Below are 16,640 nucleotides of genomic sequence, written 5' to 3' on the forward strand. Positions count from 1 at the left end.
ACATAGGGAATGTTGGAAATCTAACTAAGCATGAACTTTAGTGAGGGGGTGGATCCAGAGGGATTGATCGTGAAGCCTACTGACGCGCCCCCCCTGATTAAATTGCCCCTCCAGCCCTCTGCCGATTCTGCCTCAATTGCACCTGCGCCCCTGCCGGTGTCAACCAGTCGCGGTATCCATGCTGGGTCAACCAGCACCCTGGACAACATACGCGTGCTGAAAACCTGGCAATTGGCACCCGCCGCGCGTGCCAGTGAGGCACCGCGCAGTGAAACATTGCACGATCCCCATGCCTTGCTGGCGCTGGATGCCAATGACGGCTCGACCATTTATATTCGCGCCGATGCGTTGGTCGAGCAGTTGCGTCGAACCCGGCCAGATGTTGTCGACAGGGACGGTTCGGTCGATTTTGCCCGCTTTATAGACATCCAGGGCAAGAACCGTGGCGCTGCGGACTGGGTCTGGCGGCAAGTCCGGCAACTGGTGCTGGACGATGATGGCATCACTGACCTGGCCAAGCAGATTTTCAACCGCAAAGCGACTGACATGGCTGTCGACTGGGCTGCGCAGAAGGGTGCGAGTGCACTGATGGAAGCCATTGAACGGCAGTTGGCCGGTGAGCCCGGTCTTTACCGCTGGAACGGTGGGCTGTTGAATCCCCATGATCTGATTGCAAGCGACAAGGTGCTGCAGGTCGATAAACCTATCTTGTTGTTCATTCATGGCACGGGCTCACACACGCTGGGCAGCTTCGGTGAGTTGCCGGCAACGGCAGCCTGGAAAGATCTGCAATTGAAGTTCGGCACCCAGATTGTCGGTCTTGAGCATCGCACGTTCTCGCAAAGCCCCATTACCAATGCCTTGCAAGCGCTGGTTCATTTGCCGACGAAGGCGCGGGTGCAGTTGGTCAGTCATTCACGCGGCGGATTGGTTGCCGATCTGTTGTGCATGGACCCCTATGATCCGCACTTGCCACAGTGGATCGCGCATTACCGCCGTGAACCGCGTCCCGATGAAGTCGAGCGGGAAAAACAAGATCCGGCGTTAACCGCGCAGCGCCTGGAGTTTGCACAAGCAGAGCGGGCCAAACTCCAGAACCTTGTAGACCTGCTCAAGGCCAAGCAGCTCGATATAACCCATTATGTGCGCGTGGCTGCTCCTGCCCGTGGCACGGCCTTGCTGTCGGATAACCTCGATGTGTTCCTCTCCTGCCTGCTGAGTCTGGTGCGCAAGTTTGCCACCTGGGGTATTGGTGCGGCGGTGGGCGCCGTGGCTACACCTGCCGCCGGCAGTGCCACCGCTCAGCTCGCTTCGCGCAGCCTGAAGCTGCTGGAACGGGTGGTGCTGGAGATCGCTGACAAACGGATGCAACCGCAAGTGGTGCCTGGCATCGAGGCCATGCTGCCAGAGGCGCCAATGGCCATGTTGCTGGCGCGTGCTGCACCACTGCCGAAGCTGAAAATGGCCATCGTTGCCGGTGATACCGAGGATTCGGCCAGCGGGATTGTGCAACGCATTGGCTACATGTTCGTCAATTGGGCGTTGTTTGATCGTGCTCGCAACGACCTGGTGGTCAACACCGACTCCATGTATGGCGGCTTGTTCGATCATGCCAAGGAGGCGCACGCCATGGCGGTCGAAGGGCCGCAGGTCAATCACTTCCATTATTTCCGCGACACCGTCAAATTTCGAAATCGTCCACTTCCCAGTAGCCTGAGCGACTGGCTGCTGGATCGGCTGACGATGACCCGGGGCGCCGAACCTTCATCAGCTCGGGGCGCTGACAGCGTCGACACGGTGAAAGTGTATGTCGAAGGTCAGCCTGCGGTGTTCCTGATACCGGGGATAATGGGTAGCAGCTTGGGCGTAGGCGACGAAATTTTCTGGCTTGATCCCCTAAAGCTTGCCTTGAGGGGGCTGGGCAGCATCGCCATCGATGAGCCGCGGATCAGCAGCAAGGACCTGATGAGGTTGGCGTATGGGGATCTGTACAAGTATCTCGATAAGGCCCACAACGTTATTGCCCACTACTACGATTGGCGCCTGCCGCTGGAGGACCTGGGTGCGCAACTGGCAGTCAGGTTACGCGATCAACTCAAGAAGCATCCCACTTCCAGCATTCGCCTGCTCGCGCACAGCATGGGCGGCTTGGTGATACGTGCCGCTTTCAGGCAAGACCCCGATCTATGGAAAGACCTGATAACCCAAGCCGATGGGCTGGTGATCATGCTGGGCACCCCCAACCAGGGTGCCTACTCCATGGTGGAAACACTGCTGGGGCAGTCCGACACCATTCGTATGCTGGCCCGGGTGGACCTTAAGAACAACTTGTCGGAGATCCTGAAAATCGTCGCCGACTTTCCTGGAGCGTTGCACCTGTTGCCTGCCCCAGGGTTTGTCGATATCGGCGGGCACAGTCCGGTGGACTTTTTCGCGGCGGCCAGCTGGAGCCAGTTGGCCCTGAAGAACGATGATTTCTGGTTCGGTAAAGAGCTGGGAGCCCGGCATCGCGCGGCAGCGCTCAAGCAAGTGCAGGAGCATTGGCAGCGCCTGGCAGATAACAGTTGGATCGAGCTTGCGCCTGAGCGCATCAGTTATGTCTTTGGTCAGGGCAAGAACACGCCCTGTGGCTTGGACATCAGCGGCGAGCAACTGATGCTGCGCGGTACCTCGCAGGGCGACGGCACCGTGACCTGGCGCTCCGGCAAGTTGGGCAATCTGCCCGATAATCGTTACTGGTACATGCCCGTGGTGCACGGTGAACTGGCATCCACCAAGCACTATTTTGCCGAGATCGAGAGCTTGCTGCACAAGCGTACGCCTGCGCTGCTCAAGCGTCTGCCGAGTAGTCGTACAGCGGAGCGCAGCACGGCGCTGGTGAGTTTCCGAGGTGGGCCACCCGCCTATCCGGCCGATGCCCAGTTGCTGAGTCAGGTGCTCGGCAACAGCAGCAGCCTGGAGCCAAAACCAGAGCTGACTACGCTGAAAATCAATGTTCTGGCGATGAACCTCAGTTGCGTGCAAGTGCCGCTGATCTGCGGTCACTACCGCGGCGACCCGATTTCCGGTGCCGAAGCGGCCGTCGATCAGACCCTGGTCAACGGTGCACTGACCCAACGCCAGCGCTTGGGCCTGTACTCTGGCGAACTGGGCAATACCACGGTGGTGCTGGTGCCGCGTACGGCTGCCGAGGTGAGCCGGGGGACGGGGCGGGGCGCGTTGATCATCGGTCTTGGCGAGATGGGTGAGCTGACCGCTGAAGTGGTGATCCAGGCGGTGCGCAGTGGCGTGTTGCGTTACTTGCTCAGTGCGGTGGACCAGTATGCCCAGGTTACCCGCCTGGACGACCCCAACAGACCCGATGATCTGCTGCCGTTGCATATTGCCAGTTTGCTGCTGGGGACCAATTCCAGTGCGCAGTTGACTGTAGAAGAGTCGATCCGCGCGGTGACCCTCGGGGTGCTGCAAGCCAACCGTGACTACGCCGCGGTTTGTGCCGGCCCCAAAGGCCGTGCAGCGGCGGTGACGCGCCTGGACATTGTCGAGATGTTTGTCGATGCCGCTATCTGTGCCAGCTACGCCGTAGCCAACCTGGACAGTGAGCTGGCGGGCGAACTGCAGCGCTTGAACAGTCGGCTGGAGGTGGCCCAGGCCGTGCAGTTTGGTGACGGTGCAAGGCCGCGCCTGAGCGTTACCCCTGCGGGTGACTACTGGCCACGCTTGCAGGTCAGCAGCGCCGACAGCCCTGGGCAACCGGCGAGCAGGGCTGAAGCCCGTTTCGACCGGCCGGCGCAACGCTTCAACTACCTGTACATGGGGCAACGTGCGCGCGTCGAGGCGGTCATCGACCAGCGTCAACCGGGCTTGCTGGAAAAGATGGTCGACAGCGCCTTGCGCGGGCCGAACAGCACTCGCTACGACTCGGCGGCATTCTTTGGCAACAGCCTGTTCCAGTTGATGTTGCCCTTGGGCTTCAAGAGCGCGGTGCGCAAATCGGACAACCTGATTCTGGTGCTCGACGACAGCAGCGCCAACTTGCCATGGGAAATGCTCGAGACCGACGGTGTGCCGATGATTTCGCGCACGCGTCTGGTGCGTCAGTTCATCACCCAGCGGTACCGCCGCGAAGTAATACGCACGGACCTGATGAACGCCTGCGTCATCGGCAACCCGGATACCCAGGGCTATTTCAAGCAGTTCAGGCCCAAAGGCGACGGGCCCTGGCCGGAACGCCTGGCAGACTTGCCCGGTGCCCTGCGTGAAAGCCAGGCGGTGGGCCAGGTGCTGGACGGCGCGGGTTACACCACCTGGAACCTGCCCGGTGGTTCCAGTGCGGTGGAGGTATTCGACCAACTGTTCGCCAGGCCTTACCGCGTTCTGGTGATCTGCGCCCATGGCGTGTATCGCAGCAAGGACAGCAACGGCCAACTGCGTAGCGGCGTGGTGTTGTCGGATGGCTTGCTGCTGACAGCTGCCGAGATCGATCGGATGGAAACTGTGCCGGACCTGGTGTTCCTCAGTTGCTGTCACCTGGGCAAGATCACCGTCGGTGAAGCGGGCGGCAACCGTTTGGCCGCGAGCCTGGCCCAAGAGCTGATCAACATGGGCGTGCGCTGTGTGGTCGCGGCGGGCTGGGAGGTCGATGACAGCGCCGCGTGCTGCTTCTGCGAGACCTTCTTCACGCGCTTGGCCATTCACGGCGAGCACTTTGCCGAGGCGATCAGTTGCGCACGTCTGGATACCCTCGAGCAGTTTCCCGCCTGTAATACCTGGGGCGCCTACCAAGCCTATGGCGACCCACTGTTCCAGCTCAGGTTGCTACCTCCCGGCGACAGCAACAACACCTGCTTGCGGGGCACTCCAGAACTGCTCGACTGGCTGGAAGGCCAGCGCTTGGCGGCGGCCAACACTGATGCCGCAACGTCGGCGACCGCGTTCGAGCAACTTCAGGAGCAGGTGCGCAGACGCCTTGAGGGGCTGCCGGACAGCTGGATCAACCAGGCCGAGGTTCAGTACGGCCTGGGGTTGCTGTACAGCGAATGGGATGACCCTGAGGCGTTGGCCGCTTCACGCAAAGCCCTGTTGCAGGCGTTGGCGCGCTTCAATGGTCGCGGCTGTGTACCAATGACCGCGGTGGAGAAACTGATTGATGTAGAGATTCGTCAGGCCTATCTCGTCGCCGATCCAGTCGACGGCACTGCGGTTGCTGATTTCAACGAGGCGGCCAGGTTGATCAAGGCCGCCATCCATCGTGCCGATCAGTTGAGTGATATGTGCGAGGACGTGCCGGGTGAATCGATTGCTCGCCGACAGGTCATGCGCGGGCGCGGCCTCAAGCGTCAAGCACATATAGCGCTACTGGAAAGCGTTACCCAGTCGCGCAATGAAGAATTGGATGGGCGCATCAGTCGAAGCCTTTTGGCAGCAAAGATGGCTTATGCAGTAGGGGAGGATAGGGACTCACCTGACTGGAATCCTTACGCGATGCTTAACCGGGTCCAGCTTGAGGTTATGTGCCTTTCGAAAAAGCTGTCGATTGAAGATCTTGAACGCTGTGAAACCGAAGCTCAGGCGCGTTACAAGCAGTCCTTCGGTGTGTTCGATGCAGTGATGAAGGCCGATGTACTGCTTACCCACTGGCTGATAGGGGTGACCCGAGGTGCCAATGCGGCGGGCGCGAAGCCTTGCACTGAACGCGAGCTCAACGACAGCTACGATGATGCGCTGGCCGGCCAGCGCATATCGGAGCGGCAGTTCGAGTCGGTGGTGCGTCAGTTGCAGATGATCGCCATTTGGCTGGCCTGGTCGCGGAAAGCACCCGAAGCCAAAGTGCTCGACAACATCGCCCGGGTCTTGAAGACCCGGCGCGGATAATCGCACGACTGCTGGCTACACCTTGAACGTGGCCATCAGCCCCTGCTGGTGATTGGCCAGGCGGTTCAGCGCCTGGCTGATCTGCGCCGATTCCTCGGCCTGTCCGGAGAGCGACTCGGTTACGTCACGAATGCTGGCAACGTTGCGATTCACTTCCTCAGCCACGGCGCTCTGTTCTTCGGCTGCAGACGCTATCTGCAAGTTCATATCAGTAATCACCGCCACTGCATCGCTGATCCGCTGCAACGCCGGCACGGCCAGTTCGGCCTGGCTGACGCTGCCCTGGGCCTGGCGGTGGCTGCTGTGCATCGAACCGACTACTTCGCGAGTACCTTGCTGCAGGCCCTCGATTACCAGACGAATCTCATCCACCGAGTCCTGGGTGCGGCGCGCCAGGTTGCGCACTTCATCGGCAACTACGGCAAAACCGCGGCCGGCTTCCCCCGCGCGCGCGGCTTCAATGGCGGCGTTAAGAGCCAACAGGTTGGTCTGGTCGGCAATGGCGCGAATCACTTCAAGCACCGAACCAATCTGTTCGCTGCGGTCGGCAAGTTGCTGCACCTCGTCCATGCCGGCATTCATTTCACCGGCAAGCTGCTCGATGGCATGGGTGGTGGTACGGATCAGTTCCAGGCCTTCGCGAGTAGCCACGTCGGCGCCGCGGGCCGCTTCGGCAGCTTGAGCTGCGTTGCGTGCAACGTCCTGGGCGGTGGCGCTCATTTCCTGTGAGGCCGTGGCCACCTGATCGACTTCACGGTATTGCTGCTGCATGCCGGCGCTGGTCTGGCTGGCGATGGCTGCCGACTGGTCGGCGGTGCTGCGAGCATCCTGCACCGAGGCTTTGACGTCGGCGATTACTGGTTGCAGCTTGTCGAGAAAGCGATTGAACCAACCGACCAGTTCGCCCAGCTCGTCCTGGCGCGGGTAGTTCAAACGGCGGGTGAGGTCGCCTTCACCGCTGGCAATATCCTTGAGCATGGCGGCAACGTTAAGAATCGGCCGGGTTACACCTCGGGCGGTCATCCAGATCACGATCAGGCCCACTATGGCGGCAGCGAGAGCCATTAGCAGGCTGTTGAGGTTGGCGCTGTTGTTGGCGGCATCCAGGCGAGTGTTGAGCGCCAGTGCGGGGGCCTGAAGGATCTGCTCGGGCACCTCGAGCAGTACACTCCAAGGCTGCGCGCCGGGGACCGGGGCAAATGGCTGGCTGACCTGCAGCATACCGTTGTCTTTCAACTCTGCGGCTTTGCCTGCACGCATCTGGGCGGCAAGGACACTGGTCTGTTGGCCGAATACCTGGTCGATTTTCTTGCTCAATTGACTGCCGTCGCTGCTGTGTCCAGCCAGCAGGCCGGCGGGGCTGACAATGCTGACCTGACCGTTGCCGTCAAACAGCTCCTGGCGCCCATCGAGGCTCAGTTGCTGCAAGCTGTCGAGGCTGATGTCCAGGCCCATCACGCCAATGACCTTGCCGTCTTGCTTGAGCGGAATGGCAATGCTGGTCATCAGGGGCGTGCGATCGCCAACGGTATCGAAATAGGGGTCGATCACACAGGCTTCGCCGGTTTCAAGTGGGCATGTCAGCCAGCGGTTGTAGGCGAAACCGTTGGCGCCAAGGCTGGTGTCGGCGAGCATCTCTTCAGGCATTGCCTCCGACGTCAGTTCGCCGGGGCGTGGCTGTGACCAGTAGAGGGAAAAACGGCCGCGTTCATTGCTGCCGACCTCGGCTTGGTCAACGAAGGCGCCATCGTTGCCATCCAGGGCATTGGGCAGGAACACGACGTACAGGCCAAGCAGCTCGGGATTGGCCGCCAGTGCGGTTTTCGCCTGCTGGGTCAGCGCCTGGCGCAGGTTGTCGAGCCCCTGGGCCTTGAGCACCATCATCAGGTGCGAGACGCCGTTGCCATACAGGTAGGTATCCTTGAAGTAGCGCTGGATATGCGCGGCCTGCAACTGGGCGTAGGTGTGCATGCGCAGGCGGGCGTTCTCATCGAGGATCTGGGTATTGGCGCTATTGACCAGTGCAGCGCTGCGGCTGGATTGAAATAGAGCCGCCCCCATCAGCAACACCACGATGGCCAGCAGGCAGAGGCCGGCGAGCAGGGTGATCTTCCATTGAATGAGCAGGCGGCGCAGCAGCATGGTGGCATCCTTGAAGTGGCAGGTCGTTAAACGGCAAAAGCCCGTCGATGTCGACGGGCCATTTCTTGTTATTCGGCAATGAAGCTGGGCGGCGCTACCTTGAAGGCTTTGGTCAGGTAGGCCAGGTACAGAACCCCCAGCGCTGCCCAGACCCCGCCAAACAATAGCGAGTGCTCATCCAGGTCCAGCCAGAGGATGGCAATGATGCAAAAGCCAATGGTCGGCACCACCAGGTACTTGAATTTGTCGCCCAGGGTCTTGTTGCAGCCTTCACGCAGGTAGCAGTGCACGATCACCGAGAGATTGACGAAACTGAAGGCTACCAACGCGCCAAAGTTGATCACTGAAGTCGCGGTCACCAGGTCGAAGAATATCGCCGACAGAGAAATGAAGCCGACGATGGCAATGTTGATGACCGGGGTTTTCCACTTGTCATGCAGGCGACCGAAGTAGCGGCGGGGGATGACATTGTCGCGACCCATCACATACAAAAGGCGCGATACGCTGGCTTGCGAGGCCAGGCCTGAAGCCAGGGTGTTGATGAACGTGCAGCAAATGAAGATCGACTGGAACAGCTTGCCGCCTACATACAGGGCGATTTCCGGCAAGGCGGCCTCGTGATCCTGGAAGCGGTCCATGGTCGGGAAAAACGACTGGATGTAAAACGAGACGATGATGAACACCAAGCCGCCGATCAGCGCAATCAGGAAAATAGCGCGCGGAATGACCTTTTCGGCGTTCTCGGTTTCTTCGGACAGCGTGGTGACCGCGTCGAAGCCCAGGAATGAGAAGCACAGGATGGTGGCGCCAGCGACCAAGGCATTGAAATGGGTGTCCTCAGCGGCAAACGGCAGCAGGCTCCAGGTAGTGCCCAACCCTTCGCCGCTGTGCAGGCCGCGCACGGTCAGGTAGATGAATACGCCGATGATGATGGCCTGGATGGCCACGAACAGGGTGTTGAAGTTGGCTACCAGGTTGATACTGCGGATGTTGATCAGGCTCATGATCATCACAAACCCCACCACCCAAGCCCAGGCCGGTACTTCCGGGAACATCACCGACAAGTAGAGTTTGGCCAGCAGGGCGTTGACCATGGGCAGCAGCAGATAGTCGAGCAATGACGACCAGCCCACCAGAAAGCCGACATGAGGATTGATGGCGCGGCGTGTGTAGGTATAGGCCGAACCGGATTCGGGAAAGCGACGCACCAGTACGCCGTAGCTTACGGCGGTGAAGAGGATGCCAAGCAAGGCCAGCACGTAGGCGCTGGGGACGTGTCCACTGGTGATGCCAGAAACAATGCCGAAGGTGTCGAAAACGGTCATCGGTGCGATGTAGGCCAGGCCAATGATGACCACCTGCCAGAGTTTCAAGGTCTTTTTGAATTGGGTATCAGGTGAAGGTGCAGACGAAGAGACTGGCATGATGGATGGCGCTTGCCCGTATTTTTGTTTGAATTATTTTGAGTGGTGAAGCGAGGGGGAAAATAAGAAGTGTGGGAGAGGTGTGTCAATTAAATTCTGACAAAATGTGTACCGATGTGATCGGTTTTTTGCCGATAACTGTGGGCAAATAGCTCTATTGCGCGGCTTTTGGCCTGGAGGCTGGTATTTTCTGTTGTCGATTAAATTCGACACTTCATCCGCAGTGATACCGATTATTATCGGTTTTCTGCCCAAGGCGACTCAAGGTCGCCTCAGGTCAGGGATGATGCGCTTTATTGCTTCAAACCATCGCCAGGTGCTGCTTGCGTGTTGGCGCTGGAAAGGCCCGATCGATGGCACGCAAGTCTTCACTGCTCAGGTTCAGGTTGGCCGCCGCTGCATTCAGGTGTACATGCTCAGGCTCAACTGCCTTGGGAATGGCGATTATGCCCGTTTGGCGCGTAACCCAGGCCAGGCTCACCTGTGCTGGCGTGGCACCGTGGCGCTCGGCAATCTCGATCAGGGCAGGGTGCTTGAGCAAACGCCCGGCCTGGGCCAAAGGGCAGTAGGCCATGGTCGGCATCTGGCGCTTTTGGCTCCAGGGCAGCAAGTCGAACTCGATACCGCGCTGACTGGGGTTGTAAAGCACCTGGTTGACAGCGCAGTCGCAATTGCCCAACTCGCGCAGGTCGTCAACATCGAAGTTCGACACCCCCCAACGACCAATCTTGCCCGCCTCCCGCAAACGCTCGAACGCTTCTACGGTTTCTTCCAGCGGGTACTGGCCGCGCCAGTGCAGCAGATAAAGATCGATAAAATCGGTGCCCAGGCGCTTCAGGCTACGCTCGCAGGCCGCCGGAACGCCGTTGCGGCTGGCGTTGTGCGGGTACACTTTGCTGACCACGAACACCTTGTCGCGGCGCCCGGCAATGGCCTGGCCGACGACTTCCTCCGCGCCGCCTTCGGCATACATTTCGGCGCTGTCGATCAGCGTCAGGCCCAGGTCGATACCGTGCTGCAGCGCCGCCACTTCGCGACTGCGCTGGCGGGGGTCTTCACCCATGTACCAGGTTCCTTGGCCGATGGCTGGAACGTCTTTGCCGGCAAGCTTCACTGTGCGCATTTCACCTCCTGGGGACGGGTTTGTTCCTGTAGTACATCCAGCAGCGCCTGGGCTGCTGCCGAGAGTTTATGGTCGGCGAGCAGGGAGACGCCAATGCGCCGCTCGATTATCGGCTCGACCAGCGGCACACAGCGGGCGCCAAGCTCTTGCATCTGGCCGATGCACAAGGCCGGCACCGCACTCACGCCCAGGCCGTTGGCAACCATGCGGCCGATGGTCGAGAGCTGATGACTTTCGAAGGCCACCGCCAGCTTGCCATGCTCGGCAGCCAGGTGTTGTTCTAGCAGCAGTCGCACTGCCGACGGTCGTTGCAAGGCAATGAAATCTTCGGCCAGCAGTTCGCGCCAACTCACCTGCGCTTGCTGGGCCAGGGGGGATTCGGTTGGTACCACCGCGACGAAGCGGTCCAGGTACAACGGCTTGAACAGAAGGGGTGCGCTAGACTCGGGTTCAATGCCGATGCCCAGTTCGACGCGCCGATGGCGTACCAGTTCCAGCACCTGTTCGTTGATGACGTCATGCACCGTGACATTGACCCGAGGATAACGTTGGCGAAACACCTTTAGTACCGCAGGCAACAGGTTGCCCGCAAACGCCGGCATGGCGGCGATCGATACACGGCCCAATTGCAGGGTGAAACGCTGGCGCAGGAGTTCTTCGGTGTTGTCCCAATCAGCGAGCAGTTGCCGCGCCAGAGGCAGCAGAACGTCACCTTCGGGGGTCAAGCTGACGCTGCGAGTGGTACGGCTGAACAGGGCGCCACCGAGGTTGTCTTCCAGGGCCTTGATGGTCAGGCTCAAGGCCGGTTGTGACAGGTGCAGATGCTCGCCGGCCTGAGCAAAGCTCTGGTACTTGGCGACAGTGACAAAGGCGCGCAACTGCTTGACGTTCATTGGTGTGGTCTATTCTTTTGAAAAATTAATCAAACAAACATAAAAACAAAATTAACAAATAAGTTCGTTGGGGTGAAGATGGGACAAACGCTCGCCGACACCCCCGTCGGTTAAACAACTACAAAAGGCGGATCAGCATGGCCGGACTGGACAAGCGCGTAGCAACCTATGAACAGGCTCTTGAAGGCCTGACCGACAACATGACCGTACTGGCAGGTGGTTTCGGTCTGTGCGGTATCCCGGAAAACCTCATCAACGAAATCAAGCGGCGTGGCGTCAAGGGCCTGACCGTGGTCTCGAACAACTGCGGCGTCGATGGCTTTGGCCTGGGCGTACTGCTTGAAGACCATCAGATTCGCAAGATGGTTGCCTCCTATGTGGGCGAAAACGCCGAGTTCGAGCGCCAGCTGCTCAGCGGCGAGCTGGATGTAGAGTTGACGCCGCAAGGCACCCTGGCGGAAAAAATGCGCGCAGGCGGCGCCGGCATTCCGGCGTTCTTCACCGCTACCGGCTACGGCACGCCCGTTGCCGAAGGCAAGGAAGTGCGTGAATTCAATGGCCGCAAATACATCCTTGAAGAAGCCATTACTGGCGACTTCGCCATCGTCAAAGGCTGGAAGGCCGATCACTACGGCAACGTGGTGTACCGCAACACCGCGCAGAACTTCAACCCGCTGGCCGCTACTGCCGGCAAGATCACCGTGGTCGAGGTCGAGGAAATCGTCGAGCCGGGTGTATTGCTGCCAACTGAAATCCATACCCCGGGTATCTATGTCGACCGGGTGATTGTCGGCACCTTCGAGAAGCGTATCGAAAAACGCACCCTCAAAGCCTGAACCGTCCCCGAACAGAACAACAAAGAGATACTGACCATGGCACTTACCCGCGAACAAATGGCCCAGCGCGTCGCCCGCGAACTCCAGGACGGCTTCTACGTCAACCTTGGCATCGGCATCCCGACCCTGGTGGCCAACTACGTCCCAGCGGACATGGATGTAATGCTGCAATCGGAAAACGGCCTGCTGGGCATGGGCGAATTCCCGACCGAAGCGCAGCTTGATGCCGACATGATCAATGCCGGCAAACAGACCGTGACTGCGCGTGTCGGGGCATCGATTTTCAACTCTGCCGAATCCTTCGCCATGATCCGCGGCGGTCATGTCGACCTCACCGTGCTGGGTGCGTTTGAGGTGGATGTGGAAGGCAACATCGCCTCCTGGATGATCCCCGGCAAGCTGGTCAAGGGCATGGGCGGCGCTATGGACCTGGTGGCCGGTGCCGACAACATCATCGTCACCATGACCCACGCTTCCAAGGACGGCGAGTCCAAGCTGCTACCCCGTTGCAGCTTGCCGCTGACCGGTGCGGGCTGCATCCGCAAGGTACTGACTGACCTTGCCTACCTGGAAATCGAAAACGGCGCATTCATCCTGCGCGAAACCGCACCTGGGGTGACGGTTGAAGAAATCATCGAGAAAACCGCCGGCAAGTTGATCGTGCCGGATGATGTGAAAGAGATGACTTTCTAACCTGACGTTTCATCGTTTTTGCAGGCTCTATCGCCGGCAAGGCCGGCTCCGACAGACGAACCACGCATTCTTCTGTCGGAGTCGGCTTTGTCGGCGATAGGGCCTTCAGTCGTTCTGATAAAACCAACAAAAGGAATACCCTGTGGCCGCTGATATTCAAGACAGCCGCTCTGCGCGCTTTGCCTTGCGCTGTTCAAACTGGGCTGAACGCTGGTTCCCCGATTCCTGGGTGTTCGCCGCCCTGGCAGTGGTACTGGTTTCTGTCGCCGCCCTGGCAATGGGCGCCAAGCCCACCGATACCGCCAAGGCTTTTGGCGACGGTTTCTGGAGCTTGATTCCATTCACCATGCAAATGGCCTTCGTGGTGATTGGCGGCTATGTGGTGGCCAGCTCGCCACCTGCGGTGAAACTCATCGACCGTCTGGCGCGCATCCCGAAAAACGGCCGCTCGGCAGTGTGCTGGGTGGCGCTGATTTCGATGCTGGCCTCGTTGCTCAACTGGGGCCTGTCGCTGGTGTTTGGTGGCTTGTTGGTGCGGGCATTGGCGCGTCGTACCGACTTGCGCATGGACTACCGTGCTGCCGGTGCTGCCGCCTACCTGGGTTTGGGGGCGGTGTGGGCGCTGGGGCTTTCCTCTTCGGCAGCGCAGTTGCAGGCCAACCCGGCCAGCCTGCCGCCCTCGATCCTGGCAATCACCGGGGTGATCCCGTTCACCGAAACCATTTTCCTCTGGCAGTCGGGTGTGATGCTGGCGGCGCTGGTGGTGGTTTCACTGGTGGTGGCGTATGCCACGGCGCCAGGGCCGAGCAGTGCTCGTAGCGCTGAAGACTGTGGCGTTGACCCAAGTTTCTCGGCACCCCCAACCCCTGAGCGTACTCGCCCGGGCGAATGGCTGGAGTACAGCCCGATTCTGATTCTGTTGCTGGTGGCGCTGGCGGCGGGGTGGCTGTACAACGAATTCAGCTCCAAGCCTGCGATAACCGCCATCTCCGGGCTGAACACCTACAACCTGCTGTTCATCATGCTCGGTGCCTTGCTGCACTGGCGCCCGCGCAGCTTCCTCGATGCAGTGACGCGCGCGGTACCGACCACCACCGGGGTGTTGATCCAGTTCCCGCTGTATGGCTCGATTGCGGCGATCCTTACCCAGGTTCAGGGCGTTGATGCGCAAACCTTGGCCCACCACATCTCGACCTTCTTCGTGCAAATTGCCTCTCACGATACCTACGCGGTGTTGATGGGCGTGTATTCGGCGGTACTGGGCTTCTTCATTCCGTCCGGTGGCGGAAAATGGATCATCGAAGCGCCGTACGTGATGCTCGTGGCCAACGACTTGCAATACCACCTGGGCTGGGCGGTGCAGATCTACAACGCCGCTGAAGCGCTGCCGAACCTGATCAACCCCTTCTACATGCTGCCGCTGCTTGGCGTATTGGGCCTGAAGGCTCGCGACCTGATCGGTTTCTCGTTCGTGCAGTTGCTGGTTCACTTCCCGTTGGTATTGTTCCTGTTGTGGTTCCTGGGCACCACTTTGCAGTACACACCACCGGTGATGCCGACGCCGGCTGGCTAATCGCAGTCGCTGGCCACTGCTACCGGTTGCGAAGACTGTCTCGAGCCGTCAGCGTTTCAACCGGTGGCAGTGGGCTGCCGTCAGCCTGGAATCATTGCAAAGCCGACGCCGAAGCGGTTCCAGGCGTTGATGGTGGCGATGGCCAAGGTCAGGTTGGCCACTTCGGCTTCGCTGAAGTGTTCGAGCAAGGCACGGTACTGCTGCTCGGGTGCGCGCAGCTCGGGCAGGCGGGTCAGGCTTTCGGTCCAGGCCAGGGCGGCACGTTCGCGCGGGGTGAAGTAAGCGGTTTCTTCCCACACGCTGAGGGTTTGCAGGCGCGCCTCGGTTTCTCCAGCCTTGCGTGCATCATTGGCATGCATGTTGACGCAGTAGGCGCAGCCATTGATCTGCGAGGCACGCAGGCGAATCAGCTCCAGCAGCGAGGTTTCCAGGCCGGACTTGCCCAGGGCCATTTCCAGGCCGACCATGGCCTTGTAGGCTTGCGGTGAATGTTTGGCCCATTCGATACGATTGCTCATTGGTTCTCTCCGGTAAGGTCCGCATCAGGCGGCATGGACGCTACCTTAGCGCTGAGACGGCGCAGCTCGAATAGCCAATTGCGGCAAATATCAGGAGGCCAATCAGCCCAGTGCCTGCAGGGTGTCACGCACCCGGTCCAGTGCCGGGTCGATATCCAGCAGCTCGATGGCACCGAAACCCAACAGCAGGCCCGTGCGCACCGGTGCCTGAACATGAAAGGGCGCCAACGAATACAGCCCAACTTCGACCTTGCGCGCCATACTGATCATAAACTCCACGTCCAGGTCATGCTTGGCCAGTGCGCTTAGATGATAGCCAGCGGTAGCCGGTATCAGCTCGAACCAAGGCGCCAGATCGCCGTGCAGGCGTTGCAGGATTCGCTGGCGGCGGGCGGCGTACACCTCATGTACGCGGCGGATGTGTTTGAGTAACGAGCCTTCGTTGATAAAACTGGCCAGCGCCCACTGGCTCAAGGTCGGCGTGTGCCAGTCGGTCAATTGTTTGGCAATGCAGATGGCTTCGCGCAGGGCTTGCGGGACGATGGTGTAACCCAGGCGCAGCTCGGGCAACAAGGTTTTCGAGAAGGTCCCGACATACGCCACCAGGCCATGTCGGTCCATGCTCTGCAGTGCGTCAGTGGGTCGTCCTTCGTAGCGGAACTCACTGTCGTAGTCGTCCTCGATAATTATTGCGCCCAGTGCCGCCGCGCGCTCCAGCAAGGCTTGGCGACGTGCCAGGCCCATGGGCATGCCCAATGGAAACTGATGCGAGGGCGTAACGTAGATCAGCCGCGTGCCTTCAGCAATGTGCTCGACACACAGGCCCTGGTCGTCTACCGGCACATACTGCAGGTGCGCGCCCTGGGACAGGAACAACTGGCGTGCCGGGGTGTACCCGGGGTCTTCCATGGCCACCTTGCAACCCGGCTCGATCAGGATTCGGGCAATCAGATCCAGCGCTTGCTGGGCACCGTTGCAAACCAGCACATCGGCGCTGTCGCAACGCACTCCGCGGGCAAAGGCGATGTGTCGGGCGATGGCTTCACGCAGTTCCGGCAAGCCTTGATGGGCGCCATAGCGCGCACTGCCGCGGCGTATCTGGCGCAGCGCGTACTGGTTGCAACGACGCCAGTCATCGAATGGAAACTGGGTCTTGCTCGACGCCCCACCCATGAAGTCGTAACGGCAGGTACTGGGTGCAAGGTCTGCCAGCAGGTGGGCGCGTGAGCGCCATTTTTCCAACGTTGCGGCGCTGGCCAGGGGCAGGGCTGCGGGCGCTGGGGGTAAACGCGGTGCGCTGGGGGTAATGAAAGTGCCCTTGCCAACCTTGCCGCTGAGCAGGTTGTCATAGGTAAGGCGCGAATAGGCGTCGGCCACGGTCTTGCGCGACACCCCCAATTGCTCGGCAAGCAGCCGCGTCGGCGGCAACTGCGTGCCGGGCGCCAGGCGCCCACTGTCGATACCTTCGCGCAATTGCTGGTAGAGCTGTTCGGCCAGGCCTTTGCTGCCGTGCAGGCTGATATGGAGTTCCATGCTGGGGCCGTTCCGCAGGCGATTGTCAGGC

Annotated in this window: 9 protein-coding genes and 2 pseudogenes; 4 read left to right on the forward strand and 7 right to left on the reverse strand. The window is 60.2% G+C overall.

Going from position 1 to position 16,640, the window contains the following annotated elements:
* Positions 1-156 precede the first annotated feature (156 nt).
* On the forward strand, positions 157-5,874 hold the full coding sequence (locus H8F21_RS18855; protein ID WP_203585155.1) for a CHAT domain-containing protein: 5,718 nt from the start codon (positions 157-159) through the stop codon (positions 5,872-5,874).
* A gap of 15 nt (positions 5,875-5,889) precedes the next feature.
* Here the strand turns inward: H8F21_RS18855 and H8F21_RS30090 are convergent.
* The 5 genes and pseudogenes from H8F21_RS30090 to H8F21_RS18875 form a co-directional block, all read right to left on the reverse strand.
* Positions 5,890-6,405 (reverse strand): annotated as a pseudogene (locus H8F21_RS30090) (methyl-accepting chemotaxis protein); the annotation flags it as partial.
* A gap of 390 nt (positions 6,406-6,795) precedes the next feature.
* Positions 6,796-8,016 (reverse strand): annotated as a pseudogene (locus tag H8F21_RS30095) (PDC sensor domain-containing protein); the annotation flags it as partial.
* Positions 8,017-8,084: 68 nt separating this feature from the next.
* Positions 8,085-9,440, reverse strand: a complete 1,356-nt coding sequence (locus tag H8F21_RS18865) for an APC family permease (RefSeq protein ID WP_203478598.1) — start codon at positions 9,438-9,440, stop codon at positions 8,085-8,087.
* Positions 9,441-9,741: 301 nt separating this feature from the next.
* Positions 9,742-10,563: an aldo/keto reductase gene (locus tag H8F21_RS18870; protein ID WP_203478596.1), complete on the reverse strand. Its 822-nt coding sequence runs from the start codon at positions 10,561-10,563 to the stop codon at positions 9,742-9,744.
* Complete coding sequence (locus tag H8F21_RS18875; RefSeq protein ID WP_136475579.1) at positions 10,551-11,456, reverse strand: LysR family transcriptional regulator; 906 nt, start codon at positions 11,454-11,456, stop codon at positions 10,551-10,553. The genes H8F21_RS18870 and H8F21_RS18875 overlap by 13 nt, the downstream gene beginning before the upstream one ends.
* Before the next feature lie 137 nt (positions 11,457-11,593).
* On the opposite strand from H8F21_RS18875, the gene H8F21_RS18880 reads away from it, so the two are divergent.
* The 3 genes from H8F21_RS18880 to H8F21_RS18890 all read left to right on the forward strand — a co-directional run bounded on the left by H8F21_RS18880 (position 11,594) and on the right by H8F21_RS18890 (position 14,558).
* Entirely contained in the window at positions 11,594-12,292 is a 699-nt protein-coding gene (locus tag H8F21_RS18880; protein ID WP_136475580.1) for a CoA transferase subunit A, read from the forward strand.
* A gap of 36 nt (positions 12,293-12,328) precedes the next feature.
* Complete coding sequence (locus H8F21_RS18885; protein WP_136475581.1) at positions 12,329-12,985, forward strand: CoA transferase subunit B; 657 nt, start codon at positions 12,329-12,331, stop codon at positions 12,983-12,985.
* Between the two features lie 142 nt (positions 12,986-13,127).
* Entirely contained in the window at positions 13,128-14,558 is a 1,431-nt protein-coding gene (locus H8F21_RS18890) for a short-chain fatty acid transporter (protein WP_203478594.1), read from the forward strand.
* Between the two features lie 80 nt (positions 14,559-14,638).
* On the opposite strand, the gene H8F21_RS18895 is transcribed toward H8F21_RS18890, so the two are convergent.
* Both H8F21_RS18895 and pdxR read right to left on the reverse strand, forming a co-directional pair.
* Entirely contained in the window at positions 14,639-15,076 is a 438-nt protein-coding gene (locus tag H8F21_RS18895) for a carboxymuconolactone decarboxylase family protein (RefSeq protein ID WP_203478593.1), read from the reverse strand.
* A 102-nt stretch (positions 15,077-15,178) separates the two neighbouring features.
* Complete coding sequence (gene pdxR / locus H8F21_RS18900) at positions 15,179-16,609, reverse strand: MocR-like pyridoxine biosynthesis transcription factor PdxR (RefSeq protein WP_203478592.1); 1,431 nt, start codon at positions 16,607-16,609, stop codon at positions 15,179-15,181.
* Positions 16,610-16,640 lie beyond the last annotated feature (31 nt).

Source organism: Pseudomonas arcuscaelestis (genome assembly GCF_016881005.1).
GTDB lineage: Bacteria > Pseudomonadota > Gammaproteobacteria > Pseudomonadales > Pseudomonadaceae > Aquipseudomonas > Aquipseudomonas arcuscaelestis.

Bases quoted from the DNA above. Each gene is read 5' to 3' on its own strand.
- H8F21_RS18865 (WP_203478598.1), bottom strand. From the start codon at position 9,440: ATGCCAGTCTCTTCGTCTGCACCTTCACCTGATACCCAATTCAAAAAG.
- H8F21_RS18870 (WP_203478596.1), bottom strand. From the start codon at position 10,563: ATGCGCACAGTGAAGCTTGCCGGCAAAGACGTTCCAGCCATCGGCCAA.
- H8F21_RS18875 (WP_136475579.1), bottom strand. From the start codon at position 11,456: ATGAACGTCAAGCAGTTGCGCGCCTTTGTCACTGTCGCCAAGTACCAG.
- H8F21_RS18880 (WP_136475580.1), top strand. From the start codon at position 11,594: ATGGCCGGACTGGACAAGCGCGTAGCAACCTATGAACAGGCTCTTGAA.
- H8F21_RS18885 (WP_136475581.1), top strand. From the start codon at position 12,329: ATGGCACTTACCCGCGAACAAATGGCCCAGCGCGTCGCCCGCGAACTC.
- H8F21_RS18895 (WP_203478593.1), bottom strand. From the start codon at position 15,076: ATGAGCAATCGTATCGAATGGGCCAAACATTCACCGCAAGCCTACAAG.
- pdxR (WP_203478592.1), bottom strand. From the start codon at position 16,609: ATGGAACTCCATATCAGCCTGCACGGCAGCAAAGGCCTGGCCGAACAG.